Here is a 22,722-nt window from a genome sequence, read left to right as displayed (position 1 = left end):
CAGACACACGAAGAGCAGCAGGCCGCTCACGCGATGCAGGATGGAGACCTTCCCCGCCAGCGGCAAGCGATACTTCGCGAGTTGGCCGATCCCGATGTTGCGGAACTCCGGCCTGGGTTTCTTTACAGCTTCAGCCACGGTAGACCCCTTCCCTATTCTGTTTTGACGTATCGCGCGAAGCCGATGCTCACCACGGGCGCGACTCGTCCTGCCTGATGCGCTCGATGAGCGACCGGCGATGTATTCGTGGGGAGACGTTCCAACCCGCGCACTGCGGGACTGGCGGTATTTTGTCGCGGGATTGATATACTGTCCAATATCTATCTCGTCTTTCTGAAATACTTTTTATAGATATCGGATGGAACTGCGTCATATCCGTTATTTTCTGGCCGTCGCCGAAGAGCGCAACGTGACGCGCGCGGCCGAGCGGCTCGGCATCGGGCAACCGCCGCTCAGTCAGCAGATTCACGCGCTGGAAGACGAAATCGGCGTGCGTTTGTTCCGGCGTACCGGTCACGGCGTCGTGCTGACCGAAGCCGGCGAGGCCTTCGCCGCCGACGCCAAGCGTCTGATGACCGACGCGCGACTCGCCGTCGAGAAGGCGCAGAGTGCGGGGCGTGGAGAGATCGGGCAGTTGAACATCGGCTTCACGGGATCGGCGGCGTTCAATCCGGTGGTGTCGAAGCTCATCCGCTCATATCGGCAGGCGTATCCGAACGTCACGTTGACGCTGACCGAGGGCAACACGGCGCAGTTGCTCTCGCATATGGACGACGGCCGTGTCGATGTCGCCTTCGTCCGGCTCGGCAGCCAGTCGCCCGCCGGGGTGCAAATCCATCACATCGCCGTCGAGCCGATGCGGATCGTGCTGCCCGCCACGCACCGGCTCGCCAGGAAGCGCAAGGTGCCGCTGTCGGCGCTGGCTGAAGACGCCTTCGTGATGCTGCCGCGCGAAGCCAGCCCGACGCTGCACGATGTCATCGTCGGCGCATGCCGCGAAGCGGGCTTCGAACCCATCGCCGGGCAACAGGCGCCGCAATTGTCCTCGGTGGTGAATCTCGTCGCGGCGGAGTTCGGGGTGTCGCTGGTGCCGGCATCGGTGTGCCAGATCCAGGTCGATGGCGTGGCTTATACCGATGCGCTCGACAGCAACATCTCCATTCGCCTTGCACTGGCGTCGCGCATCGACGCCACGCCGGCCAAGACCGCCAATTTTCTCGAGATCGCGCGGCAGGTTGCTGCGGCTCGCGCTTGATGCACGCGTCGTTGTGATGCTTATGAAAGTTGCATTCGCAACTATCGCGTCGCCCACGCTTGCAAGACAGCTTTATATAAATTGGCGAAGCGATTTCGTGGGCGCCGAAAAAATCGACAGTTAGTTGCTCGGTAGTCGAGCGACGAAATGCGTGTCGGTCAATTCAATGCGACCGCTGCTGCCGCGCCCACCGGTGAACCCTGGACCGCCACCGATGCGCGCCCGTCCGGACCGATCGGCACATCGCCGACGAGCGTCGTGCGATATAGCTGGCGATCGAAGTCGAGGTCGAAGATATCGGTCGGCGCGAGGTGCGCGGTCGTGCGGTTATCCCAGAAGGCGATGCTGCCCGGCTCCCACTTGAAGCGCACCGTGAACTCGGGGCGCGTGACGTGTTCCCACAGCAGTTCGAGCAAGGCCTGGCTCTCGCGCGGCGCGAGATCCACGACATGCTTGAGAAAGCCCGGGCTCACATACAACGCGCGCTCACCGGTTTCGGGATGTACGCGCACAAGCGGATGTTCGCTGACGAGGATGTGATCGTCGACGGCCTTCCTGAATGCATCCGTCCCGCTCGCCCCTTGCGGCGGCGCAAAGCGATGCACGCCGCGCAGTCCGTCGATGAACCCACGCAACGGCGCGGACAGCTTCTCGTAGGCGATGACGAGGTTGGTCCACTGCGTGTCGCCGCCATAGGGCGGAATGGTTTCGCCGCGCAGAATGGAGGCGAACGGCGGATTCACGGCGGCCGTGACATCGGTATGCCAGCCGGTCCATGGCCGCACGAGCGATGGGCCGTCGAAGCGCGTGGCCTTGCGAAACTTGGAGATCGAATAGATTTCCGGGTGGCCTTCAACATGGCCGAACACCGGATGACCCACTGTGAGTTCGCCGAATTGCGCGGAGAACGCCACGTGCTGGGCATGCGTGAGGAACTGCTCACGGAAGAAGATGACGCGCCATTCGAGCAAAGCGGCACGCAACGCCTTCACCTGATGGTCAGTCAGAGGCCGCGTCAGATCGACGCCGGCGATTTCAGCCCCGATATGCGCCGATAACGGCTTGACCGTCACACTCGATACATCAGCGTTGGCAACTGCGTTCACTGTGATGCTCCTGTCGATAGAGCGATCAATGTACAAGCCGCCACTTCTCACGCGAACCAAGAAATCCCGCTACGGATAGCTTGGTTTGCGATAAGCGCCGGGCCGGCGCTCACGACGTTCCGGTTCAGGCTTTACCAGTGATAGTTCATGCCCGCGAAGACCTGGCGGCCATAACCGAAGGCACACCACGTTCCGTAATAGCACGATGCGACATAGCGCTTGTTGAACAGGTTTTGCGCGTTCACATAGAGCTCCGCGCCCTTCAACTGGGTAGCAGCGCGGCCGAGGTCATAGCGCAGCGTGGCATCGACGAGGAAGAAGCTCGACACCTTGAAGCTGTTGTCGCTGCTGTAGGTCGTGCCCGTGTAGCGTCCGCCCGCACCCATCGACAAGCCCGCTACCGGTCCGCGATTGATCGTGTAGTACGCCCACAGCGAAGCCTGGTTCTGCGGCACGGCAGGCAGGAACTTGCCGTCGAGCCCGCTGTTGTCCTTCGTGTACTTGGTGTTGAGGTACGTATAGCTTGCGGTGAGGTTCAGCGAATCCGTGAGACTGGCTTTCGCTTCGAGTTCCACGCCGAGCGAACGTGCTTCACCCACTGCGGACTGGAAGTTCGGGTTGCTGGCATCGACGGTCAGCAGGTTCTTGCGCGTCAGGTCGAACAGCGCAGCCGAGAAGAACGCGTTGTAGCCCTTCGGCTGGAACTTCACGCCGATCTCGTACTGACGGCCCTTCTCCGGCGAGAACTGATTGCCGTTGATGTCGGTGCCGACCTGCGGCGTGAACGATTCGGTATAGCTGACATACGGCGCGATGCCGCTGTCGAACACATACGACAGACCGGCGCGGCCCGTGAAGGCGCGGTTGAACTGATGCGATTGCACGCCGTAGGTGGTGTTGTTCGAGTCGCTGCTTGCCCAGTCCTCGCGTCCGCCGAGCGTCAGGACCACGTGACCCCAGCGCAGTTGATCCTGCGCATACACGCCGTACTGGGTGCCGCTCAGCACCTGGTGATAGCGGTCGGGCGGCGTGATCGTCTGGTTGTAGTTCGGCGCGTACATGTCGAGCGGCGGCGCGACGCCGAAGCCCGCATCGAAATTGCTCGCATAGTGCTGGTAATCGAAGCCGAACAGCACAGTGTGATCGATCGGCCCGGTCGAAAAGTTGCCTTCCACCTGATTGTCGATCGCAAAGGTGTTCAGGTTGTCCTTCGACGCCGCCGTGCCGCGATCGAGCGTGCGCAAATCGTCTTCGAGCTGGCTCGCATACACGCTCTTGTAGTCCTGCGCGACGTGCATGAAGCGCGCGTTCGAACGGAACGACCAGGTATTCGTCAGCTTGCGTTCGAACTTGTAGCCGATCGACTCCTGAACCCGGTTGAAGCTCTCGAAGTTATGGTCGCCGTCGTAGAAGTCGCTCGGCAGCTTGCCATTCGGGTTGTAGAGCACCGTGCCTTCCGGCGGCACGCTGCCGTACGACGTGGCGCGCGGATCGTGCTGATAGAACCCGAACAGCGTAAGCGACGTCTTTGCATCCGGGCGCCACGTGAACGACGGCGCAATCGCAATGCGCTTGTTCTCCGTCGACTGCACCTGCCCGTCTTCGGAACGCGCGATGGCGGTCAGGCGATACAGATAACGCTCATCGCCGCCGATCGGTCCCGAGAAATCGAACGTGGCCTGCTTGTGCGCGTAGTTGCCGAATTCGACGCCCACTTCGTGCAACGGAACGACCGTCGGCATCTTGCTTTCCTGATCCAGCAGGCCGCCCGCCGCGGCCTGACCGTACAGCACCGAGACCGGTCCCTTCAACACCTCGATACGCTCGAGCAAGTACGGATCGACCTGCGGAGTCGCGTACCACGAGTTGTCGAGCATCTTCAGCCCGTTCCAGTATTTGTCGGCGTCGAAGCCGCGCACTTTCAGCAAGTCATAGCGCGTCGCAATGCCGCCGCGCGTCTCCGGCGTCACGCCGGACACGTAGCGCACCGCCGCATTCAGCGTCTGCGCGTTCTGCTGATCCATCTGCTGACGCGTCACGATGGACACGGACTGCGGCGTTTCCAGCAGCGACGTGCCGGTCTTGAGCGCCGTCGATTCCTTCGCGACATAGCCGTTCGTCGGCCCGTACGGCTGATCCGGATTCTGCGCAGTCACCTTGACGGCCGGCAGGGTGGCGTCCGAAGGCGCGGGAGCGGAAGCGTCGTTGGCTGTGCCATCGGTGGACTGTGCGTAGGCCAGCGGTGCAACGGCAAACATCAGCAGGGCGGCGAGTTTCAGCGGCCGCATGGCCACGGCATTCCATTCAGTTTTCTTCATACTCATTCTCTTGTCGTCACGCGCAAATGCGAATCGTTATTATTTCGGGCCGAATTGTCGCCTTTCATTGCCTTTTTGTAAACATTCGTTTCCGCTTTTTCTCAGCCTTCCGTTCAGCTTTTTCCGGAAGGAAATCGAAAGAAACGGGACGCGACCGGATAGTGACTAAGATGAAATCGGGCGCCTCTGAATACGCGGGCAGCCCGCATCGGATACGCACAGTCGAGGTCCGCCGATGAACTCCACGCCTTCCTCTTCCACCGCCTACGTGCTCGGCCACTCAGATCCCGAAATGGAGCGGCTCGACCATCAGGCACGTTTCATCAGCGATCTCACCGAGGACGTCCTGCGGCGCGCGGGCCTCGCTCCGGGCATGCGCGTGCTGGACCTGGGATGCGGCGCGGGCGATGTCTCGTTTCTTGCCGCGGCGCTCGTCGGGACGAACGGCAGTGTGCTGGGCATCGATCGGTCACCGGAGATCATCGACAAGGCGCGCCGGCGCGCGGAGCACGCGCATCTGAACCACGTGCGCTTCGAAGCCGGAAGCGTGACGGACGTGGATATCGTCGGCGAGGTGGATGCCGTGATCGGACGGCTGATCCTGCTGCACTTGCCCGATCCGGCCGCGACCTTGCGCCGGCTCGCCGCGCAAGCCGGCAGCGGCACGCTGTTCGTGTTTCATGAAATGGACATGAGCACCGCGCGTTCGCTGCCCGAGGCGCCGCTGTGTGCGCAAGGCACGCGCTGGATCATCGAAACCTTCCGGCGCGCGGGCGTGGACACCGAGATGGGTGCGAAACTCTTCAAGACGTTTCGCCAAGCAGGCCTGCCCGATCCGCAGATGCTGCTGTCGGCACGCTTCGAAGGCGGCCCGGACGCGTTCACCTACCGCTATCTCGCGGAGGTGCTGAGAACTTTGTTGCCGCTTGCCGAACGGTTCGGCATCGTGGATGCGAAGGCGGTGGACATCGATACCTTTGCCGAGCGCCTGCGCGATCAGGTAGTCGCGCTCGAAGGCGTCGTGCAGCCACCGGCGTTCATCGGCGCCTGGGCGCGGCTGCCCTGAGCGTGCGTTGAGGGCAACCCCGAACGCACCCCCGAGCGCATCCCGTGCGCACCCCGAGCCTCAGGCGCTGCCCTTCTTCCTCGCCTTGCCCTGGTTGTATTCGATCGCCGCTCGCACGAGATCCCGCAGCGCGCGCGCCTGGACCTTGCTGCCTTCGAAAAAGTCGATCGCGCGCCGCTGGTTGCCTTCGAGACCTGCGTTGAAGAGCCGGTCCGGATCCGCGAGATGCGCGCCGTTCGCAAAGGTCAGCTTGACCTTGTCCTTGTGCGCATTGCCCACGGCGATCATGCCGTCGCGATACCACACCGGACTGCCCATGTACTTCCATTCCTCGACGATCTCGCCATCCGCCGCGAGAATGGCCTTGCGCACGTTCGCCAGCATTTCGCCGCGCCAGTCGTCAAGGCCTGCAATCAGTTGATCGATTCGTTCCGAATTTTTCATGAACGCGTCTCGGTTTTTAATTGTGCAAAAACGCAGACAGCATGACGTGCGCGTCGAACGTCATCGCCGCAGTCCACGGCTGCCGATCAGGATCTTCAGCCGCTGTGCCTGATCGAGTTGCAGAATGAACGAAGGCCGCATGCGGGCGAGGAGCGTCTTGACATCGGCGTTGCCTGTCGTGCGGATGCCGTCGTCGACGGTATTGACGAGTTGGCCCAGATAGCCGGTCTCGCGCTCCAGATAGAGGTCATCGAAGTCGTACATGCTCGACGCGTCGAGCCGGGCGAGGTCCGCCTGGCTCTGCTTCGTCATCGCGTTGCTCGTCGCACTGCGTTGCGGCTGCGAGCCGGCGCTGCCGGTCAGCGCGACGATCTCCTGCTGCATCTGCCCATGCTCCGTGATGATGCGTCGCGCATACACCTGCACGCTCTTCGACCCCGATCTCTGCAAGGCCAGTTGCGCCGCCGCGATCTCGGCCTGATTGGCGACGAAGACAATGCCCAGCCGTTGCTCTTCGCTCAGATGTCCGTCCGCAGCCTGGGCGCGCGTCATGAAAAGCGGCAGCGCGAGCAATGTCATCAACACACCCCGGCGTTTCATAAAAATTCTCCCGAAGTTCAATCATGTGCAATGCCGCGCGACGACGGCGTGCATTTCCGCAATCATGCCTTCAACTAAACCTTCAACTAAACCGATAGGATGAAGCGCCCGATCCCGCCACCCTGCAGTCTGCAATATGCACCACACAGACTTGAGGTACCCTCGATCCGTGTTTCGCGGCCGGTCAAAACAGCGCAGCCCAGAACGCACCCAGCGCCGCCCGAATCGTATGATCGTAACCGCATCGGAGGAACAGATGGACTCTGCCCTTGACGTGTATGCCGGCCATGAAATCTCCATTACGACACGGCGCAACGAGCGCGGCGCCTGGGTCGCCGATTTGACCGTCCGTCACGACGGCCAGTCGTCCTTCACATGGCCCGAAACCGTGCAGCCCGAATGGCGCACCTCCGACGAAGCGGTGCGCGACGGCATCGAGCGCGCCCGCCGCATGATTCGCCAGCATCTCCAGCACCCTGATGACCGCTCGTGGCTCGCCACGCGCCGTCACGCGCAGACCTGGTTCAGCGCGGAAGCCGAACGCCTGTCCGGCAATGTCTTCGCACACACGAAGTGAGCTTTCCGATCAACCCCATCAAGTAAATAATATCTTCCCCGATGCCCACACCCGAACCGCAAGCCGTCTGCAATCCGATTTCCCGAAGTGCGATCTTCCTCGTCGCCACCGTGGCGCGCGGCGAAGACAAGGCCGATGTCGTCCGCTCATGGTGCGGCGACATCGCGGCGCTGGTCCGCGCGGTCGGCACGCGCGCGCCGGCCGCGAACCTGTCCTGCGTGTGCGGCTTCGGCTCGGACGCGTGGGACTTCCTGTTCGGCGCGCCGCGTCCCGCGCAACTGCATCCGTTCATTGAAATGGGCGCGGGCGAGCGTCGCGCCATCGCCACGCCGGGCGACATCCTGCTGCACATCCGCGCGGACCACATGGACCTGTGTTTCGAACTGGCCTCGCAACTGCTCGCCAAGCTCGGCGACGCGGTCACGGTGGTCGATGAAGTGCATGGCTTTCGCTACTTCGACCTGCGCGACATGGTGGGTTTCGTCGACGGCACCGAGAATCCGCAGGGCCGCAGCGCGATGGAGTACACCATCGTCGGGGATGAAGATGCGCCGTTCGCCGGCGGCAGCTATGTGATGGTGCAGAAGTACCTGCATGACCTCGCGGCGTGGAATGGCCTGACGGTGGAGCAGCAGGAGCGGATCATCGGCCGCGAGAAGCTCTCCGACGTCGAGCTCGACGATTCGATCAAGCCCTCGTGCTCGCACAGTTCGCTCACGACGATCGACGAAAACGGCCGCGAGGTGAAGATCCTGCGCCACAACATGGCCTTCGGACGTCCGGGCGCGAAGGAGTTCGGCACCTATTTCATCGGCTATGCGCGCGCGCCGAAGCCGATCGAACAGATGCTCGAAAACATGTTCGTGGGCCGGCCGCCGGGCAATTACGACCGCCTGCTCGACTACAGCCGCGCCATCACCGGCGGCCTGTTCTTCGTGCCTTCCGCGGACCTGCTCGACGAACTGCCCGACCGCAGCCCCTCCGAATCCGTAGCTTCCAACGCGGAACCCGAACCGGGCAAGCGTGGCGAAGGCTCCCTGAACATCGGCTCACTCAAAGGAACGTCACAACATGAATAACCTGCATCGAGAGCTCGCGCCGATCGCAAGCGCCGCATGGTCGCAGATCGAAGCGGAAGTCGCCCGCACCTTCAAGCGCTCCGTCGCGGGGCGGCGTGTGGTCGATGTGAAGGAGGCCGGCGGCAGCGCGCTGTCGGCCATCGGCACCGGACATCAGAGCGCGATCGCCGCACCCGCGCAAGGCGTGACGGCGAAGCTGCATGACGTGCGCAGGGTCGTCGAACTCACCGTGCCGTTCACGTTGCAGCGCGAGTCCATCGACAGCGTCGAACGCGGCTCGAACGACGGCGACTGGCAGCCCGCCAAGACCGCCGCGAGCGATCTCGCGCGCGCGGAAGACAGCGCGATCTTCGACGGCTACAAGGCGGCAGGCATCGTCGGCATACGCGAGGGCAGTTCGAACGATGCGACGATGCTGCCCACCAACGTCGCCGACTATCCCGTCGCCATCAGCCAGGCGCTGGAGAAGCTGCGGCTCGCGGGCGTCGACGGCCCCTATTCCGTGCTGCTCGGCGCGGATGCCTACACGGCGCTGGCCGAAGCAAGCGATCAGGGCTATCCCGTGATCCAGCACATCAAGCGCATCGTCAGCGGCGACCTGGTGTGGGCTCCCGCGTTGCAGGGCGGCTGCGTGCTGTCGACGCGCGGCGGCGACTATGAGTTGTATCTCGGACAAGACCTGTCGATCGGCTACACGAGCCATACCGACACCACCGTCCAGCTCTACCTGCGCGAAACGCTGACCTTCCTGATGCTGACGAGCGAGGCGTCCGTGTCCATCGCCACGGGCGAATAGCGTACAAAGGAGCACGACCATGGCCATCAACCAGAGCGGTTTGACCGACGACTACATCGCGCAGCAACGTGCACGGCTCGAAGCCATGCAGCATGATTTGCTCGGCACCGAGGAAGGCGGCATCGCCGGCGAGCGGCGCCAGCAACTCGAGCATGGTTCCGAGGCACAGGAATTCGAAGACGAAGCGCAGCGCATGGAACAGGACGTCGCGAATCAGGCATTGCGCGACGTGAACGATCAGCGCATCGGCGACATCCAGCGCGCGTTGCAAAAAATCGCCGAGGGCACGTATGGCCTGTCCGATGAAAGCGGCGTGCCCATTCCAAAGGCGCGCCTCGATGCGATGCCGGAAGCCATCCTGACCGTCGAGGAACAGGAGCGGCGCGAAGCGGGCCGTTAATTACTTCGATACCGCCGCCTCCACCGCCGCCAGATACGCCGACAACGCCCGCTCCACCTCGCGCAGATAACGCTGCGCGAGCTGCACGTCGCCCATGGCGGGGCGCAGCTTGATCGCGAGCGCGCCGCCCGCCAGCGCGCGGATCATCTCCACATACAGCGCGCGCTCGGCGGGCTTCACATGCGGCATGCGCGCATCGAGCACGCGGCGCAGCATGTCGGACTTGCGCTTGCCCTTCTCGTCGTCGTGCGGCATCACCGACATCAGGATCAGGCAATCCGGATGCTGCTCGAAGTAGCGGATGTGCGGACTCATGATGCGCTCGATCACCGCCGCCGGCGACAACGCCTTCCACGTCTCCGTATCGGTCTGCGCGAGCTCGTCCTCGAGTTCGCCGAACGCGGCAATGTGACGATCCCACAACGCTTTCAACAGGCTGTCGCGGTCCGGAAAAAAGTGATACATCGAGCCGATCGGCGTCTGCGCCTGACGCGCCACGCCATGCATCGTCACGCCCGTGAGCCCTTTCTCGACGATCAGTTCCGCCGTGGCATCGAGCACCGCCTCGATGCGCGCACGCCCGCGCGCCTGCAACGGCGAACGGGCCGCGCTGGTCCGTTCCGGATCTTGCAGTTCGCTTTCATTGCCGGACCGGGGCTTCTTCATTCATGTTCCTTTGTTTCGTTCCACAATTTTACGAACTAGACGCTGGCGTCTAGATTCATGCATACTAGACGCCATCGTCTAGTTTGGCGAGTGCAATGCAACCGGCATCTTGCCGCAGGCGCGCTCGCCGTCCTGCTCGTCATCGAAGGCTACCGCACCCAGGCGGCAGCGCGAAAGCTCCCGGAGAAAACATGTCTGTCACAGCGCCCACGCACGGCGACCAGCCCGCTGACGCGGCCCAAGGCAAATCGTCACGCAAGCGCCTGCTGATCGCGGTCGGCATCGTTGCGGTCGTGGCGGGCATCGCGTGGGGTGCGCGCTGGTGGACGGTGGGCCGCTTCATCGAAACCACCGACGACGCCTATCTCAAGGCCGACAGCGTGACCATCGCGCCGAAGGTGAGCGGCTACATCACGGAAGTGCTGGTCGGCGACAACCAGACCGTCGCTGCGGGCGCGCCGCTCGCGAAGCTCGACACGCGCCAGTACCAGGCCTCGCTGGATCAGGCGCAGGCCACGCTCGATGCCCGTGCCGCCGACATCCAGCGCGCCCAGGCCGAACTCACGCAGCAGCATGCCAACGCGGATCAGGCGAAGGCGCAGGCCGAAGTGGCGCGCGTCAGCCTCGCGCACGCGGAAGACGACGTGAACCGCTATCGCCCGCTGGTGGCGACCGGCGCCGAGAGCGCCGAGCGTCTCACGAGCCTCGTGTCCACACGCGATCAGGCGCGCGCCACGCTGACCGCGAATCTCGCGGCGGCACGCGCGGCGGCGACGCAGATCGGCGCGACTGAAGCGCAGATCGCCCAGGCGCGCGCGCAGCTGGAAGCGGCGCAGGCGCAAATGGATCAGACGAAGCTCGACCTCAACGACACCACGCTGTTCAGCCCGGTGGCGGGCCGTGTCGGCGATCGCACGGTGCGCGTCGGCCAGTATGTGCAGCCCGGCACGCGGCTGATGACGGTGGTGCCGGTCGAGTCGGTGTATCTCGAAGCAAACTTCAAGGAAACGCAGGTCGGCCGCATGCGCATCGGGCAGCCGGCGACGCTGCACGTCGACGCGCTGAAAGGCACGGACCTGCATGGCGTCGTCGAGAGCTTCGCGCCCGGCACGGGTGCGCAATTCGCGCTGCTGCCGCCCGAGAACGCCACCGGCAACTTCACGAAGATCGTGCAGCGCGTGCCGGTGCGCATTCGTGTCGATACCGGTCCGGAGACGCGCAAGGTGCTGCTGCCGGGCCTGTCGGTGACGGTCGACATCGACACGAAGTCCGCCACCGACGACAGCAAGCGCATCGCCGACGAGAATCGTCATGAGTGAGTCGCACGCGCGCGCGAGCGCCACCGACTGGATTGCGGTGACGGCCGGCGCACTCGGCGCGCTGATGGCCACGCTCGACATCTCGATCACCAACTCGGCGTTGCCGCAGATCCAGGGTGAGATCGGCGCGACCGGCACCGAAGGCACCTGGATCTCGACCGGCTACCTGATGTCCGAAATCGTGATGATCCCGCTTGCCGCGTGGCTCACGCGCGTGTTCGGCCTGCGCAACTTCCTGCTCGGCAATGCGGTGCTGTTCACGCTGTTCTCGGTGATGTGCGGCTTCTCTCATTCGTTGCCGATGATGGTCGCGGGCCGCATCGGCCAGGGCTTCACCGGCGGCGCGATGATCCCGACCGCGCAGACCATCATTCGCACGCGGCTGCCGCGCGAACAGATGCCGGTCGGCATGACGATCTTCGGTCTGATCGTGCTGCTCGGGCCCTTGCTCGGCCCCGTGCTCGGCGGCTGGCTCGCGGAAAACATCTCGTGGTCATGGTGCTTCTTCGTGAACGTGCCGGTGGGCATCGCGCTGGTCGCGCTGCTGGTCACCGGACTGCCGGCCGAGAAGTCGCACTGGGAAGCCTTCCTGAAGGCCGACTGGATCGGCATTGCGGGACTGGCCATCGGCCTGAGCTCGCTCACGGTCGTGCTCGAGGAAGGCCAGCGCAATCAATGGTTCGAGTCGAGCGAGATCGTCACGCTCACGTGCGTGACCCTCTTCGGCATGTTGCTGATCGCGATCTCGCAGTTCATCGCGAAGAAGCCCATCGTGCGGCTCTCGCTGCTGCGCAATCCGCGCTATGCGAGCGTCATCCTGATCGTGTTCGCGGTCGGCGCGGGGCTCTATTGCGTGTCGTTCCTGCTGCCGCAGTTTCTCAGCATCGTTGCGGGCTATAACGCGCTGCAGTCGGGCGCGATCATGCTGGTCTCGGGCGTGCCGGCCTTCCTCATCATGCCGGTATTGCCGCGCCTGCTGGGCAAGGTGGACTTTCGCGTGCTCGTCATCATGGGCCTGCTGTTCTTCGCGGGAAGCTGCCTGCTGGACATCTCCCTGACTGCGCAGAGCGTCGGCCATGACTTCTTCTGGTCGCAGATCCTGCGCGGCTTCGGACAGATGCTCGCGATGATGCCGCTCAATCAGGCGTCGATGGCCGCCGTCTCGCGCGAGGAATCCGGCGATGCCGCGGGCCTCTACAACATGGCGCGCAATCTCGGCGGCTCGGTGGGACTGGCGATCATCGGCACGGTGATCGACCGGCGCAACGACTTCCATACAGCGGCGATCCGCGAGTCCGTGACGGCCAATTCGGTGATCGGTCAGGAGCGCATGGCATCGAGCGCCGCCAGCTTCTTCGCGCAGGGCGGCGACATGGCGCACGCGAAGATGCAGGCACTCGGGCAGTTGTCGGTGCAGATCGGCCAGCAGGCTGTTGTCATGACCTACTCCGAGACTTTTTATATTTTGGCGATCGCGCTGCTCGCATGCCTGCCGCTCGCGCTTTTGCTCAAGACGCCGCGCGCGCAAGCCGGCGAGACGCCCTCAGCGGGCCACTGATCGTGATGAATCCTTCAACGATGTTTCCTCGCACTATCCGCTTCACTGCCCTGCTTGCGCTGACCGCGTTCGCGCTGGCCGCCTGCACGGTCGGCCCTGACTATCACGGTGCGCCCGAGATCGCGCCGGACGCCGCAAGGAACGGCGCCTTCGTGCGCGCACCGGCCGAGGGCATCGTCGCGACGCATGCGCCCGCGGCATGGTGGCAGGCGTTGAACGATCCGCAGCTGAACACGCTGATCGATGCCGCGCTCACGCACAATCCGGATCTGAAGATGGCGCAGGCACGCTTGCGTCAGGCCCGCTCGCAACTGCGCGGACAGCGCGCCAACGAGTTGCCGAAGGTGTCGGGCTCGGCGGCGGCGCTGCGCATGCGTTCGCCGGATACGTCGTTCTTCAGTTCGTCGGATGACAGCGGCGCGCCGGCATCGACGGGACGCGGTCCGGTGGACTTCTATACCGTGGGCTTCGATGCTTCGTGGGAGATCGATCTGTTCGGCGGCACGCGCCGCGCAATCGAGGCTGCCTCCGATGAAGCCGACGCCGTGCACGCCGATCTCTCGGACACGCAGGTGTCGCTGGCGGCCGAGGTGGCGTCGGCGTATATCGACTTGCGCGACCAGCAGGAGCGGCTCGCGCTTGCCGAACGCACGGCCGAGTATCAGCAGCAGATGCTCGACCTGACCGAGCAGCGCCGCGCGCGCGGCACGGCGGCACAGGTCGATGTCGAACGCCTGACGACGCAGGTCGATACCACGCGCGCCACGCTCGTGCCCCTGCAGGTGCAGATCACCGATTCGCTGGATCAACTGGCCGTGCTGACGGGCCGCGCGCCCGGCGCGCTCGATGGCGAACTCGCTGCGCGCGCGCCCTTGCCGGTGCTGCCGGCGACGGTGGCCATCGGCGACCCCGCCGCGATGCTGCAACAGCGGCCCGATATCCGCGCGGCGGAACGTCGGCTGGCATCGAGCAACGCGCAGATCGGCGAGCATATCGCCGATTATTTCCCGAAGGTGTCGCTGCTCGGCGATATCGGCTTCTCGGCGGCCGACCCGGGGCATCTGTTGCGCAAGCAGAATTTCTCGTGGGTCGGCGTGCCATATCTGCAATGGAACCTGTTCGACTTCGGGCGCACGGCGGCAAGCGTCGATACGGCTCGGGCCTCGCGCGAAGAAGCCGAGGCACGCTATGAGAAGACCGTGCTCGGCGCGCTGAAGGACGCGAATTCGTCGCTGTCGCGCTATGGCAATCAGCGCGAGCATGTGGTGCGCTTGCAGCAGGTGGAGGCGTCGGCGGAACGCTCCGCCACGCTCGTGCGGCAACGCTACCGCGCGGGTGTGTCGACACTCATCGATCTGCTCGACGCGCAGCGCACGCAGTTCGCCGCGCAGCAGGACGTGGTCGCGGCGAAGGCCGAACTGCTGAAGGATTTCGTGTCGCTGCAAAAGAGCCTCGGGCTCGGCTGGCAGGACCCGCGCGGCGCGTGAGGCGCCTTACTCGTCGAACGTTCCGCGATATTCCGCTGACGCGTCCGAGCGCGTGTTCAATTCGAACATTACGCCGCCCGGCGCGCGGCAGAAGAAACGTGAACCGCGCCCATTGTTGAACACGGCGGTTTCCATTTCCACGCCGTCCGCCGTGAAGCGTTCATGCAAGGCCTGGACGTCATCGAGCGTGGGCAGCTCGAAACCGACGTGAAACGCACGCGGATAAGACGGCGTGTGATCGCCGACATGATCGATGACCACATCGAAACCGGGACGCTTGAGGATATACGACTGCTCCCAGCTGCCCGCGATCGTGAAGCCGAGATAGTGTTCGAAGAAGCGCGCGGTTGCAGCGGTATCGGACGAGGGAAAGCTGAGGTGATTGAGCTTCATGCTCTTGATCGAGTCTGTCATGGTCTGTGTCTCAAGGAGTAGAGCCGGTGCGGCCCCTTGCCGCCGTCGCTCCATGACAGTCAGAATATAAGCAAAAGCTCACATTCACTACTCGCTTTGGCGAGGCGCTTCAAAATGCAAAAGAGCCCTTTTTCGAGGGCTTTTTCTTTTGATCGAGCCGAAGCGGAGGATCGCTTGCTCACATTCAATCGCCGACGCTTCGCGCCAGATAACCGAACACCGCCGCTTGCACGCGTCGTTCGAGATCGTCGAGATCGGTTTCGCCGCGTTCGCCAGCCGCATCGACCATGCCGTGAAGCATGGCGAACAGATCGCTCGCCGCGACCTCCGGACGAGGATGCTTCGGCGCGGCGCGCTTCACCACCGCCATCACCAGGTCATTCATCTGCGAGCCGTCCACTTCGAGCTGTATCGCGGGGCGCCCTTCGGCGATGTCGAGCAGGCGTGCGAGCATCGGCCGCTGCAACTGCTGCCGTACGGCGGCCCCGATCAGATACTCGAGCGCCGCCTTGCCGCTACGCTTGGTCAGCGCGGTGAGCGCGTCCTGATGAAAGCGTCCGGTTTCGCGCCGGATCAGCGCGACGGTCAGCGCATCCTTGCCCGGAAAGTATTGATAAAGCGAACCGATGCTGACGCCCGCGCGTTGCGCCACTGCATTCGTGTTGAATCCTTCGAAGCCTTCCGTTTCGAGCACCTGCGCCGCGGCCTCGACGATGGACGCCACCGTCGCCTCCGAGCGCGACTGAGCCGGCCGCTTGCGAGGCCGGAAAGCTTTGTGCGATGGGCGCTGCTGGCTCATGAATCTCTCCTGTGAAACCGCGTCGATTGTACAAAGGGCCGGAGCGCGGCCCGTCCAAGCAGCGTTTCCGGCGACCTGCTAACCTCGCCGGAACTCATTCATCTGGCGCAGGAGCTTCGAACATGAGCGAGACCCCCGAGTACGTGCCGCCCACGGTCTGGACCTGGAACAAGGACAACGGCGGCCAGTTCGCCAGCATCAATCGTCCGATTTCCGGACCGACACACGAAAAGCCGCTTCCTGTCGGACAACATCCGTTGCAGCTTTATTCGCTGGCCACGCCCAATGGCGTGAAGGTCACGGTGATGCTGGAGGAACTGCTCGCGCGCGGTCACAAGGGCGCCGAATACGATGCGTGGCTCATCCGCATCGGCGATGGCGACCAGTTCGGCAGCGGCTTTGTCGGCGCGAATCCGAACTCGAAAATTCCTGCGCTCGTCGATCGCAGCGGTCCCACGCCGGTGCGCGTGTTCGAGTCCGGCGCGATCCTGCTGTATCTCGCGGAGAAGTTCGGCGAGTTCGTGCCGACCGACTTCAGCGAACGCGCCGAAGTGCTGTCCTGGCTGTTCTGGCAGATGGGCAGCGCGCCGTATCTCGGCGGCGGCTTCGGCCATTTTTATGCGTATGCGCCGAGCAAGATGGAATATCCGATCGACCGCTTCGCCATGGAAACGAAGCGTCAGCTCGACGTGCTCGACAAGCGTCTGGCCGAGCATCGCTACATTGCGGGCGATGACTATTCCATCGCCGACATCGCCATCTGGCCGTGGTACGGCGGGCTGGCGAAGGGCCGGTTGTACGGCGCGGCGGAGTTCCTTGCCGTCGATGAATACAAGCACGTGCAGCGCTGGGCCAGCGAGATTGACGCGCGGCCTGCTGTGCAGCGTGGCCGTATGGTCAATCGGACGTTTGGCGAGCCGTCGGAGCAGTTGCATGAACGGCATGATGCGGGCGACTTCGAGACGCGCACGCAGGACAAGTTGGCGGGGGCGGAGTAGACGGTCAATCGGCATGCGTCGCGAGCGATGCGGCATCCCCCCTGCCGCGAGCCATGGCGTCGTATAGCATGCCTACCGTTAGCGGCTCTTTGGTTGTCGAGTGGCGTTTTCGCAGAATGAATCGCGTAATGAGGTGGTAGAGAACGCCGTCGCCTTCCATCAGAAAATAGCGACGAAAATCGTAGTCGCCTTCGTCGACCTCGAATGCTTCGAAGAAACGCTGCATGAAGATATCGGCATCGTCTCCTTGTTGGCCGAGGTCGAATGCGATGGTCATATCGCGCGTAATTGGCTTTCCCAAAGCGATACACGCTTCTTTTCTGATGAATGCTTCAAGTGACGTCAGCAATGGAAGCCTCTCCGGCCATGGATCGTGCTGAAGAGTTTTACCGCACCACCGCCACCGCATAAAAAAATTTTGTATAACTACCGCCCCACCTGCCCGCCTCCCCGCACCTCCGCCGCCGTCAGATAAAAATCCCGGTTATCAGCAAGCTTTTCGATCATGAAATCGATAAAGGTTCGCACGCGCAATGGCTGCTCGGTCCGCCGTCGATAGTGGATATAGATCGCTTCGCGCTGCGTCAGATGTTTCGTCAGCAAGGGCACGAGCCGCCCGTCGCGAATTGCCGGAACCGCCGAAAAGCTGCCCAACTGGCCAATCGCCAGCCCCGCGAGCACGGTGTCCGTTTCCGCGTCGACATCGTTCGCGCACAGCGAAGCCTCGATTTCCCGATACACGATCTCGTCGCCCATCATGAATTCCCAGGGCGCCTGCTTTCCCGTATTCGCCCGCCGATATCCCGTGCAGCGATGCGCGGCGAGTTCGTCGACCGTGCGCGGCGCGCCATGCCGTTCGACATACGCCGGCGACGCACACACGATCAGCTGAATGGGCACCAGCCGCCGCGCGATCGCACCGCCCGCCGGCGGCGAGCCGCCGCGCAGGCCGACATCCGCGCGTTCCTCGACCAGATCGGTGAAATGGTCATCGAAACGGACGTCGAGCTGCACGTCCGGATAAAGCGTCGCGAATTCGAGCACCGAAGGCCATAGCGCGCGGCTCAGCGCCTTCGGCGCGCTGATGCGCAACGGTCCGGCGATCTCCTCCTTGGCGCGGCGCGCATCGGCGAGTGCGGAGGTCAACACCGCAAGCGCCGGCTCGACGCTCTGCAACAGCCGCTGCCCCTCTTCCGTCAGGCTTAGCTTGCGCGTCGTGCGATGAAACAGCCGCACGCCAAGCGACTTTTCCAGCTGCATCACCGCGTGACTCGCCGCCTGCGGCGAGATGCCCTGATCGACCGCCGCCCGCCGCAGGTTGCCCAGCGTCGCGGTGCGCACGAAGATAGAAATCGCGCGGACTTCGTTCATCGCCGGACTCCCGATTCGCAAATAAAAGTTGATTATCAGTCTAACGTTGCCTCACTAGTTTGAGCGAATCCGTCGGCCTAAGCTTCGTTACACCCTCACCACCGACACAACGGAGCACAACATGAGCAACGTCAACACCTCGCAATACAAGCACGTCTGGTTCATCACCGGCGCCTCGCGCGGACTGGGCGCCCTGATCGCGCAAGCCGCGCTCGACGCCGGTCACGCCGTCGTCGCCACCGGCCGCAACACAGCGGCCATCACCGAACGCCTGGGTGAATCGCCCGCCCTGCTGCCGGTCGGGCTGGACGTCACCGACGAAGGCCAGGCAAAGGCCGCCGTCGAAGCCGCCATCGGCAGATTCGGCCGCATCGACGTGCTGGTGAACAACGCCGGCTTCGGCCTGCTCGCGGCCATTGAGGAATCCAGCGATGCCGACGTGCGCCGCATGTTCGACACCAACGTCTTCGGGCTGCTCAACGTCACGCGCGCCGTGCTGCCCGTCATGCGCCGCCAGCGCGCCGGACACGTGATGAACATGTCCTCGGTGGGCGGCTATCGCTCGGCGGCGGGCTTCGGCGTGTATTGCTCGACGAAATTCGCCGTCGAGGGCATCACCGAGGCGCTGCACGCGGAATTGCAGCCGCTCGGCGTGCATGCCACCGTCGTCGAGCCGGGCTATTTCCGCACGGACTTCCTGGACGCGTCGTCGCTGACGGTCGGCCAGGAGGTCATCGGCGACTATGACGCGACTTCGGGACAGATCCGCCGTCTGGCCGTCGAGATGAATCACAACCAGCCTGGCGATCCACAGAAGCTCGCCGCCGCGCTCGTCACGCTTGCCGATGCGCCCAACCCGCCACTGCGCCTCGCGCTCGGCACGGACACGCTGCGGGCGATCGCGGAGAAGAACGCGTACGTCACGGCCGAAACCGCCGCGTGGCAAACGCTGTCCAGCTCCACCGACTTCGCCGTCTGAGCGTTTTGTTGCAACGACAAGTCAGCGCGCCCCTGCTTTCGTGCACCTACGAAAGTAGGGTATGCGCCCTGTGGACACTCCATGCACCATAGGAGCTTATTAAAAGCACACAGAAAAGCGGCATGAACCGCAAAAAACAGAGACTGACCGACGCCCGCCGCCTCGCCCTTACAGACGCCGATCTGGCGCATCTGCGGCTTGCGATCGAGTCGTCCGCGCGGGACGATCACCCCGCGCTGCCGCCTGCGTACTGGCGGCAGCGTCTGAAAAAGCTTCGCAGCGCCGGGGATCTGCTGCCGAAGCAGTTGCAGCAGGTCGAGGAACTGCTCGAACGGCTCGGCGCCGACGATCCCGCTTCGGACACCTAGAACGGTTACGGCGCGAGGCCCGGTCCGGGAAAGCGTCGATCGGGGCTGATAAAATCGGCGTACGTTTTCCACAGGTAGGAAGTAATGGGCTTCGAACAACTCGCAGGACTGAAAAAACAACTCGCGCAGCAGGCCAGGCAAGCCGAGCAGGAAGCGGCACAAAGCAAGGCCGCCAAGGCGAAGAAGCCGCCTCGCGCGCGGCGCGCGCCTGCGCCCACGCCTCCTCCTCCGCCGGCTGCGCCCGCGAAGCCCGTGGATCCGGTCGTGCATACCATCGGCAAGCTGCAAAAGCGCTTCCCGCTCGCCTTCCCGAAGAACCCCGCGCCGAAGAAGCCGCTCAAGGTTGGCATCTTCGAAGATCTGATGAAACACGCCGAAGAGTTGCAGCTGAGCGAGCGCGAACTGCGCGCCGCCATCAAGGTGTGGTGCCGGGGCAATCGCTATTGGACGAGCCTCGCGGAAGGCGCGGCACGTGTGGACCTGACCGGCGCCGCAGCAGGCGAAGTGACTTCGGCCGACGCGGCGCGCGCCGTGTATTTGGAGAACAATCGCCAGGCGCGCAGCGCAGCGGCTCCGAAGGCGGCGGAAACGCCGAAAGCAGCCGAAGCGCCGAAAGCGCCGGAAGGCCCCGAAGCCGACGCCAAGCCCAGCGCCTGATCCAGCGGCGCAGCGGCAGCATTCGCCGCCTGCGCCGCCGCGCAATTCATTCTTGCCTCTGCCGCATTTGACTTCGTTTTAGATGATCCCTATCATCTAAAACATCCAGTCACGGAGCGGCACGCCATGCGTAAATCCAACGCCGAAACAGCTGAAACACGCCAGCGCATCGTCGATGTCGCCGCACGCGCGTTCCGCTCGAAAGGCATTCAGGCCACCGGTGTCGCCGACATCATGTCGGCCGCCGGGCTGTCGCACGGCGGGTTCTACCGGCATTTCGACTCCAAGGATCAACTGGTCGCCGAGGCCTGTGAAGCCGGCATCGGCGACGTCATCGGCACGCTCGATGCCGCCGCCGGCGCACTCGCGGGCAAGGAAGCCTTCCAGGCGATCGTCGCGGCCTACGTGTCGGAACAGCACCGCGACGCGCCCGGGCACGGCTGTCCGCTCGCCGGCATGGGCAGCGAACTGGCGCATGCAGACGACGACACCCGCGCCGCCGCCGCGCACGGCTTCGACCAGTTGGTCGACGTGATGGCGCAACACATTCGCCGCCGGCATCGCGGGGCGGCGCGATCCGAAGCCGTGTTCGCCCTCTCGGCGATGATCGGCGCCGTCACCATGGCGCGCATCATCGGCGACCCGGAAGCCTCCACGGCCCTCCTGCACGACGTACAACGACATCTCGAAGCGCTGTAACCCCGTTGGCCCGCCTGTCGGGCCTTTCATATCGCCTCAAAAGTGCATATACACTTCAACTGCGGAGAACGCATCATGCAACGACGCACCTATCTCATCACCGGCGCCACCGGCAAGACCGGCGTCCATACCATCCGTCAGCTTCTGGATCAGGGGCACGCGGTGCGCGCCTTCGTACACCAGCAGGACGAGCGCAGTGAAGCGTTGCGCGAAGCCGGCGCGGAGATCGTGGAAGGCGATCTGCTCGAACACGACGACGTGATCCGCGCGATGCAGGGCGTCGATGGCGCCTATCTGTGCTATCCGGTGCGCCCGGGTTATATCCAGGCCGCCGCCTATTTCGCCGACGCGGCGCGGCGCGCGAACGTCGGCGTGGTCGTGGAGATGTCGCAGATTTCGGCGCGGAAGGATTCGCAGAGCCACGCGGCGCGCGACCACTGGATCGCGGAACGGGTGCTGGACTGGTCGGGCGTGCCTGTCGTGCACATTCGTCCGACCTTCTTCTCCGAATGGCTGGTCTTCCCGTGGGTGCGCGACCAGATCGTGCGCGACGGCGTCATCACGCTGCCGTATGGCGAAGGACGTCACGCGCCGATCGCCGCCAAAGACCAGGCGCGCCTGATCGCCGCCGTGCTCACGCAGCCTGAAGGGCATATCGGCAAGACGGTCACCTTGTGCGGGCCGGTGGAAATGACTCAGCAGCAGATCGCCGATGAAATCGGCGCAACGCTCGGCCGCACGGTCACCTACCAGCCTTCGTCGCTCGACGACTACCGGAAGCATCTCGAGCACTACAAGCTGCCCGAATTCATGATCCAGCATTTCGTCGCGATTGCCGTCGATTATCAGAACGGCATCTTCGCGGGCGCGGACGGCGTGATTGGCGAGATCACGGGGCGGGCGCCGCAGACCGTGCGCGAATTCGTCGAGGCGAATCGCGCGGCATTCGAGTGAAGCAAGGGCGTATGCCGCCCCAAAACGCCCTACAGCGTCGCCGTCACGCCGCCGTCCACGTAGAGCACGTGGCCGTTCACGAAGCGCGACGCGTCGCTGGCCAGGAACACGGCCGCGCCGGCGAGATCCTCGACATCGCCCCATCGGCGCGACGGCGTACGGCCGATCAGCCACGCGCTGAACGCTTCGTCGTTGACGAGCGCGTCGGTCAGTTCGGTCTTGATATAGCCCGGCCCGAGGCCGTTGACCTGGATGCCGTGCGGACCCCAGTCGATCGCCATGCCCTTGGTGAGCATCTTTACCGCGCCCTTGGTGGCGGTATAGGCGGCGATGTTCGGCCGCCCGAGTTCGCTCTGCACCGAGCAGACGTTGATGATCTTGCCTGCGCCGCGCCCGATCATGAAGCGCGCCACCGCCTGCCCGACGAGGAACACGCTGTCGACGTTGGTCTGCATCAGCGTGCGCCATTGCTCGTGCGAGAACGTCTCCAGCGGCGCGCGGCGCTGCATGCCGGCGTTGTTGACGAGAATGTCGATCGGACCGCTGTCGGCCTCGATGCGCGCGATCGCTTCAGTCACCTGTTCCGGCGAAGTCGCGTCGAACCGCGCCGCCTGCGCCGTGATGCCTTCGGCGCGGAGCTGGCTGAGCGCTTCGTCGAGGCGCGTCTGATCGCGGCCATTGAGCACGACCTGCGCGCCCGCGCCGCCGAGACCGCGCGCCAGCGCGAAGCCGATGCCGGTGCTGGAGCCGGTGATCAAGGCGCGGCGTCCGGTGAGATCGAAGAGATTGAGAATGGGGTTCAAGAGGGTCTC

At 64.0% G+C, this 22,722-nt stretch carries 25 protein-coding genes and 1 pseudogene; 15 read left to right on the top strand and 11 right to left on the bottom strand.

Annotation, left to right across the window (positions count from 1 at the left end):
* Window positions 1–138, bottom strand: a pseudogene (locus tag QCE69_RS16550) (succinate dehydrogenase, cytochrome b556 subunit); the annotation flags it as partial.
* Between the two features lie 220 nt (window positions 139–358).
* On the opposite strand from QCE69_RS16550, the gene QCE69_RS16545 reads away from it, so the two are divergent.
* Entirely contained in the window at window positions 359–1,255 is an 897-nt protein-coding gene (locus QCE69_RS16545) for a LysR family transcriptional regulator (protein ID WP_309812311.1), read from the top strand.
* A 158-nt stretch (window positions 1,256–1,413) separates the two neighbouring features.
* On the opposite strand, the gene QCE69_RS16540 is transcribed toward QCE69_RS16545, so the two are convergent.
* Both QCE69_RS16540 and QCE69_RS16535 read right to left on the bottom strand, forming a co-directional pair.
* Entirely contained in the window at window positions 1,414–2,361 is a 948-nt protein-coding gene (locus QCE69_RS16540) for a TauD/TfdA family dioxygenase (protein ID WP_309931899.1), read from the bottom strand.
* 131 nt (window positions 2,362–2,492) lie between these two features.
* Window positions 2,493–4,679, bottom strand: coding sequence for a TonB-dependent siderophore receptor (locus tag QCE69_RS16535; protein WP_309931898.1), 2,187 nt, complete (start codon window positions 4,677–4,679; stop codon window positions 2,493–2,495).
* 235 nt (window positions 4,680–4,914) lie between these two features.
* On the opposite strand from QCE69_RS16535, the gene QCE69_RS16530 reads away from it, so the two are divergent.
* Window positions 4,915–5,745 (top strand): class I SAM-dependent methyltransferase, encoded by an 831-nt coding sequence (locus QCE69_RS16530; RefSeq protein ID WP_309931896.1) that lies wholly within the window; start codon window positions 4,915–4,917, stop codon window positions 5,743–5,745.
* Window positions 5,746–5,805: 60 nt separating this feature from the next.
* Here the strand turns inward: QCE69_RS16530 and QCE69_RS16525 are convergent, their stop codons facing one another.
* Window positions 5,806–6,189, bottom strand: a complete 384-nt coding sequence (locus QCE69_RS16525; protein ID WP_309931894.1) for a DUF1801 domain-containing protein — start codon at window positions 6,187–6,189, stop codon at window positions 5,806–5,808.
* A gap of 60 nt (window positions 6,190–6,249) precedes the next feature.
* Entirely contained in the window at window positions 6,250–6,789 is a 540-nt protein-coding gene (locus QCE69_RS16520) for a DUF4142 domain-containing protein (protein ID WP_309920466.1), read from the bottom strand.
* A gap of 256 nt (window positions 6,790–7,045) precedes the next feature.
* Here QCE69_RS16520 and QCE69_RS16515 point away from each other — a divergent pair, with 256 nt between their 5' ends.
* From QCE69_RS16515 to QCE69_RS16500, 4 genes are read left to right on the top strand one after another with little or no spacing between them, the layout of a single operon-like run.
* The gene (locus QCE69_RS16515) at window positions 7,046–7,366 is read left to right on the top strand and encodes a DUF6566 family protein (protein ID WP_309920463.1); all 321 of its coding nucleotides are present in this window, start codon (window positions 7,046–7,048) and stop codon (window positions 7,364–7,366) included.
* A gap of 41 nt (window positions 7,367–7,407) precedes the next feature.
* Window positions 7,408–8,445, top strand: coding sequence for a Dyp-type peroxidase (locus QCE69_RS16510; RefSeq protein WP_309920460.1), 1,038 nt, complete (start codon window positions 7,408–7,410; stop codon window positions 8,443–8,445).
* Entirely contained in the window at window positions 8,438–9,241 is an 804-nt protein-coding gene (locus tag QCE69_RS16505) for a family 1 encapsulin nanocompartment shell protein (protein WP_309920458.1), read from the top strand. The genes QCE69_RS16510 and QCE69_RS16505 overlap by 8 nt, the downstream gene beginning before the upstream one ends.
* A gap of 19 nt (window positions 9,242–9,260) precedes the next feature.
* Window positions 9,261–9,641, top strand: coding sequence for a TraR/DksA family transcriptional regulator (locus tag QCE69_RS16500; protein ID WP_309931891.1), 381 nt, complete (start codon window positions 9,261–9,263; stop codon window positions 9,639–9,641).
* On the opposite strand, the gene QCE69_RS16495 is transcribed toward QCE69_RS16500, so the two are convergent.
* A complete protein-coding gene (locus QCE69_RS16495; protein WP_309920451.1) occupies window positions 9,642–10,307 on the bottom strand; it encodes a TetR/AcrR family transcriptional regulator in 666 nt (221 codons plus the stop codon).
* Between the two features lie 191 nt (window positions 10,308–10,498).
* On the opposite strand from QCE69_RS16495, the gene QCE69_RS16490 reads away from it, so the two are divergent.
* From QCE69_RS16490 to QCE69_RS16480, 3 genes are read left to right on the top strand one after another with little or no spacing between them, the layout of a single operon-like run.
* Complete coding sequence (locus tag QCE69_RS16490) at window positions 10,499–11,626, top strand: HlyD family secretion protein (RefSeq protein WP_309920448.1); 1,128 nt, start codon at window positions 10,499–10,501, stop codon at window positions 11,624–11,626.
* On the top strand, window positions 11,619–13,184 hold the full coding sequence (locus QCE69_RS16485; protein WP_309920445.1) for an MDR family MFS transporter: 1,566 nt from the start codon (window positions 11,619–11,621) through the stop codon (window positions 13,182–13,184). Before QCE69_RS16490 ends, QCE69_RS16485 begins: the two co-directional genes overlap by 8 nt.
* Before the next feature lie 20 nt (window positions 13,185–13,204).
* A complete protein-coding gene (locus tag QCE69_RS16480) occupies window positions 13,205–14,671 on the top strand; it encodes an efflux transporter outer membrane subunit (protein ID WP_309931890.1) in 1,467 nt (488 codons plus the stop codon).
* A 6-nt stretch (window positions 14,672–14,677) separates the two neighbouring features.
* On the opposite strand, the gene QCE69_RS16475 is transcribed toward QCE69_RS16480, so the two are convergent.
* Window positions 14,678–15,085: a VOC family protein gene (locus QCE69_RS16475; RefSeq protein WP_309920437.1), complete on the bottom strand. Its 408-nt coding sequence runs from the start codon at window positions 15,083–15,085 to the stop codon at window positions 14,678–14,680.
* Window positions 15,086–15,269: 184 nt separating this feature from the next.
* The gene (locus QCE69_RS16470) at window positions 15,270–15,884 is read right to left on the bottom strand and encodes a TetR/AcrR family transcriptional regulator (protein WP_309931888.1); all 615 of its coding nucleotides are present in this window, start codon (window positions 15,882–15,884) and stop codon (window positions 15,270–15,272) included.
* A gap of 122 nt (window positions 15,885–16,006) precedes the next feature.
* Here QCE69_RS16470 and yghU point away from each other — a divergent pair, with 122 nt between their 5' ends.
* Window positions 16,007–16,882 (top strand): glutathione-dependent disulfide-bond oxidoreductase, encoded by an 876-nt coding sequence (yghU, locus tag QCE69_RS16465; protein ID WP_309920434.1) that lies wholly within the window; start codon window positions 16,007–16,009, stop codon window positions 16,880–16,882.
* Window positions 16,883–16,886: 4 nt separating this feature from the next.
* Here yghU and QCE69_RS16460 read toward each other — a convergent pair whose 3' ends face one another.
* A complete protein-coding gene (locus tag QCE69_RS16460) occupies window positions 16,887–17,231 on the bottom strand; it encodes a DUF1493 family protein (RefSeq protein ID WP_309920432.1) in 345 nt (114 codons plus the stop codon).
* Between the two features lie 77 nt (window positions 17,232–17,308).
* Window positions 17,309–18,253 (bottom strand): LysR family transcriptional regulator, encoded by a 945-nt coding sequence (locus QCE69_RS16455; RefSeq protein WP_309920429.1) that lies wholly within the window; start codon window positions 18,251–18,253, stop codon window positions 17,309–17,311.
* 121 nt (window positions 18,254–18,374) lie between these two features.
* Between QCE69_RS16455 and QCE69_RS16450 the strand changes: the two genes are divergently transcribed.
* From QCE69_RS16450 to QCE69_RS16430, 5 genes are all read left to right on the top strand, one after another.
* Window positions 18,375–19,232 carry an oxidoreductase gene (locus QCE69_RS16450; protein WP_309931886.1) on the top strand — a complete coding sequence of 286 codons (858 nt, stop codon included), beginning with the start codon at window positions 18,375–18,377 and terminating at the stop codon, window positions 19,230–19,232.
* Window positions 19,233–19,354: 122 nt separating this feature from the next.
* The gene (locus QCE69_RS16445) at window positions 19,355–19,600 is read left to right on the top strand and encodes a hypothetical protein (protein ID WP_309920423.1); all 246 of its coding nucleotides are present in this window, start codon (window positions 19,355–19,357) and stop codon (window positions 19,598–19,600) included.
* Window positions 19,601–19,684: 84 nt separating this feature from the next.
* Window positions 19,685–20,257, top strand: coding sequence for a ProQ/FinO family protein (locus tag QCE69_RS16440; protein WP_309931884.1), 573 nt, complete (start codon window positions 19,685–19,687; stop codon window positions 20,255–20,257).
* A gap of 126 nt (window positions 20,258–20,383) precedes the next feature.
* Complete coding sequence (locus tag QCE69_RS16435) at window positions 20,384–20,956, top strand: TetR family transcriptional regulator (protein ID WP_309931882.1); 573 nt, start codon at window positions 20,384–20,386, stop codon at window positions 20,954–20,956.
* A 75-nt stretch (window positions 20,957–21,031) separates the two neighbouring features.
* Window positions 21,032–21,910, top strand: coding sequence for an NAD(P)H-binding protein (locus tag QCE69_RS16430; RefSeq protein ID WP_309931880.1), 879 nt, complete (start codon window positions 21,032–21,034; stop codon window positions 21,908–21,910).
* A gap of 29 nt (window positions 21,911–21,939) precedes the next feature.
* Here the strand turns inward: QCE69_RS16430 and QCE69_RS16425 are convergent, their stop codons facing one another.
* The gene (locus tag QCE69_RS16425) at window positions 21,940–22,713 is read right to left on the bottom strand and encodes a glucose 1-dehydrogenase (protein WP_309931878.1); all 774 of its coding nucleotides are present in this window, start codon (window positions 22,711–22,713) and stop codon (window positions 21,940–21,942) included.
* Between the last annotated feature and the right edge of the window lie 9 nt (window positions 22,714–22,722).

Source organism: Caballeronia sp. LZ032 (genome assembly GCF_031451315.1).
Lineage (GTDB): Bacteria > Pseudomonadota > Gammaproteobacteria > Burkholderiales > Burkholderiaceae > Caballeronia.
Note: the sequence above shows the minus strand (reverse complement) of the source record. Positions and strands in the feature narration are given on the sequence as shown.

Excerpts from the sequence above, each read along its gene's own strand:
- QCE69_RS16515 (WP_309920463.1), top strand. The coding sequence starts at position 7,046 with ATGGACTCTGCCCTTGACGTGTATGCCGGCCATGAAATCTCCATTACG.
- QCE69_RS16435 (WP_309931882.1), top strand. The coding sequence starts at position 20,384 with ATGCGTAAATCCAACGCCGAAACAGCTGAAACACGCCAGCGCATCGTC.
- QCE69_RS16525 (WP_309931894.1), bottom strand. The coding sequence starts at position 6,189 with ATGAAAAATTCGGAACGAATCGATCAACTGATTGCAGGCCTTGACGAC.
- QCE69_RS16440 (WP_309931884.1), top strand. The coding sequence starts at position 19,685 with ATGGGCTTCGAACAACTCGCAGGACTGAAAAAACAACTCGCGCAGCAG.
- QCE69_RS16495 (WP_309920451.1), bottom strand. The coding sequence starts at position 10,307 with ATGAAGAAGCCCCGGTCCGGCAATGAAAGCGAACTGCAAGATCCGGAA.
- yghU (WP_309920434.1), top strand. The coding sequence starts at position 16,007 with ATGAGCGAGACCCCCGAGTACGTGCCGCCCACGGTCTGGACCTGGAAC.
- QCE69_RS16470 (WP_309931888.1), bottom strand. The coding sequence starts at position 15,884 with ATGAGCCAGCAGCGCCCATCGCACAAAGCTTTCCGGCCTCGCAAGCGG.
- QCE69_RS16475 (WP_309920437.1), bottom strand. The coding sequence starts at position 15,085 with ATGACAGACTCGATCAAGAGCATGAAGCTCAATCACCTCAGCTTTCCC.
- QCE69_RS16505 (WP_309920458.1), top strand. The coding sequence starts at position 8,438 with ATGAATAACCTGCATCGAGAGCTCGCGCCGATCGCAAGCGCCGCATGG.
- QCE69_RS16455 (WP_309920429.1), bottom strand. The coding sequence starts at position 18,253 with ATGAACGAAGTCCGCGCGATTTCTATCTTCGTGCGCACCGCGACGCTG.
- QCE69_RS16480 (WP_309931890.1), top strand. The coding sequence starts at position 13,205 with ATGTTTCCTCGCACTATCCGCTTCACTGCCCTGCTTGCGCTGACCGCG.
- QCE69_RS16530 (WP_309931896.1), top strand. The coding sequence starts at position 4,915 with ATGAACTCCACGCCTTCCTCTTCCACCGCCTACGTGCTCGGCCACTCA.
- QCE69_RS16485 (WP_309920445.1), top strand. The coding sequence starts at position 11,619 with ATGAGTGAGTCGCACGCGCGCGCGAGCGCCACCGACTGGATTGCGGTG.
- QCE69_RS16520 (WP_309920466.1), bottom strand. The coding sequence starts at position 6,789 with ATGAAACGCCGGGGTGTGTTGATGACATTGCTCGCGCTGCCGCTTTTC.
- QCE69_RS16545 (WP_309812311.1), top strand. The coding sequence starts at position 359 with ATGGAACTGCGTCATATCCGTTATTTTCTGGCCGTCGCCGAAGAGCGC.
- QCE69_RS16500 (WP_309931891.1), top strand. The coding sequence starts at position 9,261 with ATGGCCATCAACCAGAGCGGTTTGACCGACGACTACATCGCGCAGCAA.
- QCE69_RS16535 (WP_309931898.1), bottom strand. The coding sequence starts at position 4,679 with ATGAAGAAAACTGAATGGAATGCCGTGGCCATGCGGCCGCTGAAACTC.
- QCE69_RS16445 (WP_309920423.1), top strand. The coding sequence starts at position 19,355 with ATGAACCGCAAAAAACAGAGACTGACCGACGCCCGCCGCCTCGCCCTT.
- QCE69_RS16490 (WP_309920448.1), top strand. The coding sequence starts at position 10,499 with ATGTCTGTCACAGCGCCCACGCACGGCGACCAGCCCGCTGACGCGGCC.
- QCE69_RS16450 (WP_309931886.1), top strand. The coding sequence starts at position 18,375 with ATGAGCAACGTCAACACCTCGCAATACAAGCACGTCTGGTTCATCACC.
- QCE69_RS16510 (WP_309920460.1), top strand. The coding sequence starts at position 7,408 with ATGCCCACACCCGAACCGCAAGCCGTCTGCAATCCGATTTCCCGAAGT.
- QCE69_RS16430 (WP_309931880.1), top strand. The coding sequence starts at position 21,032 with ATGCAACGACGCACCTATCTCATCACCGGCGCCACCGGCAAGACCGGC.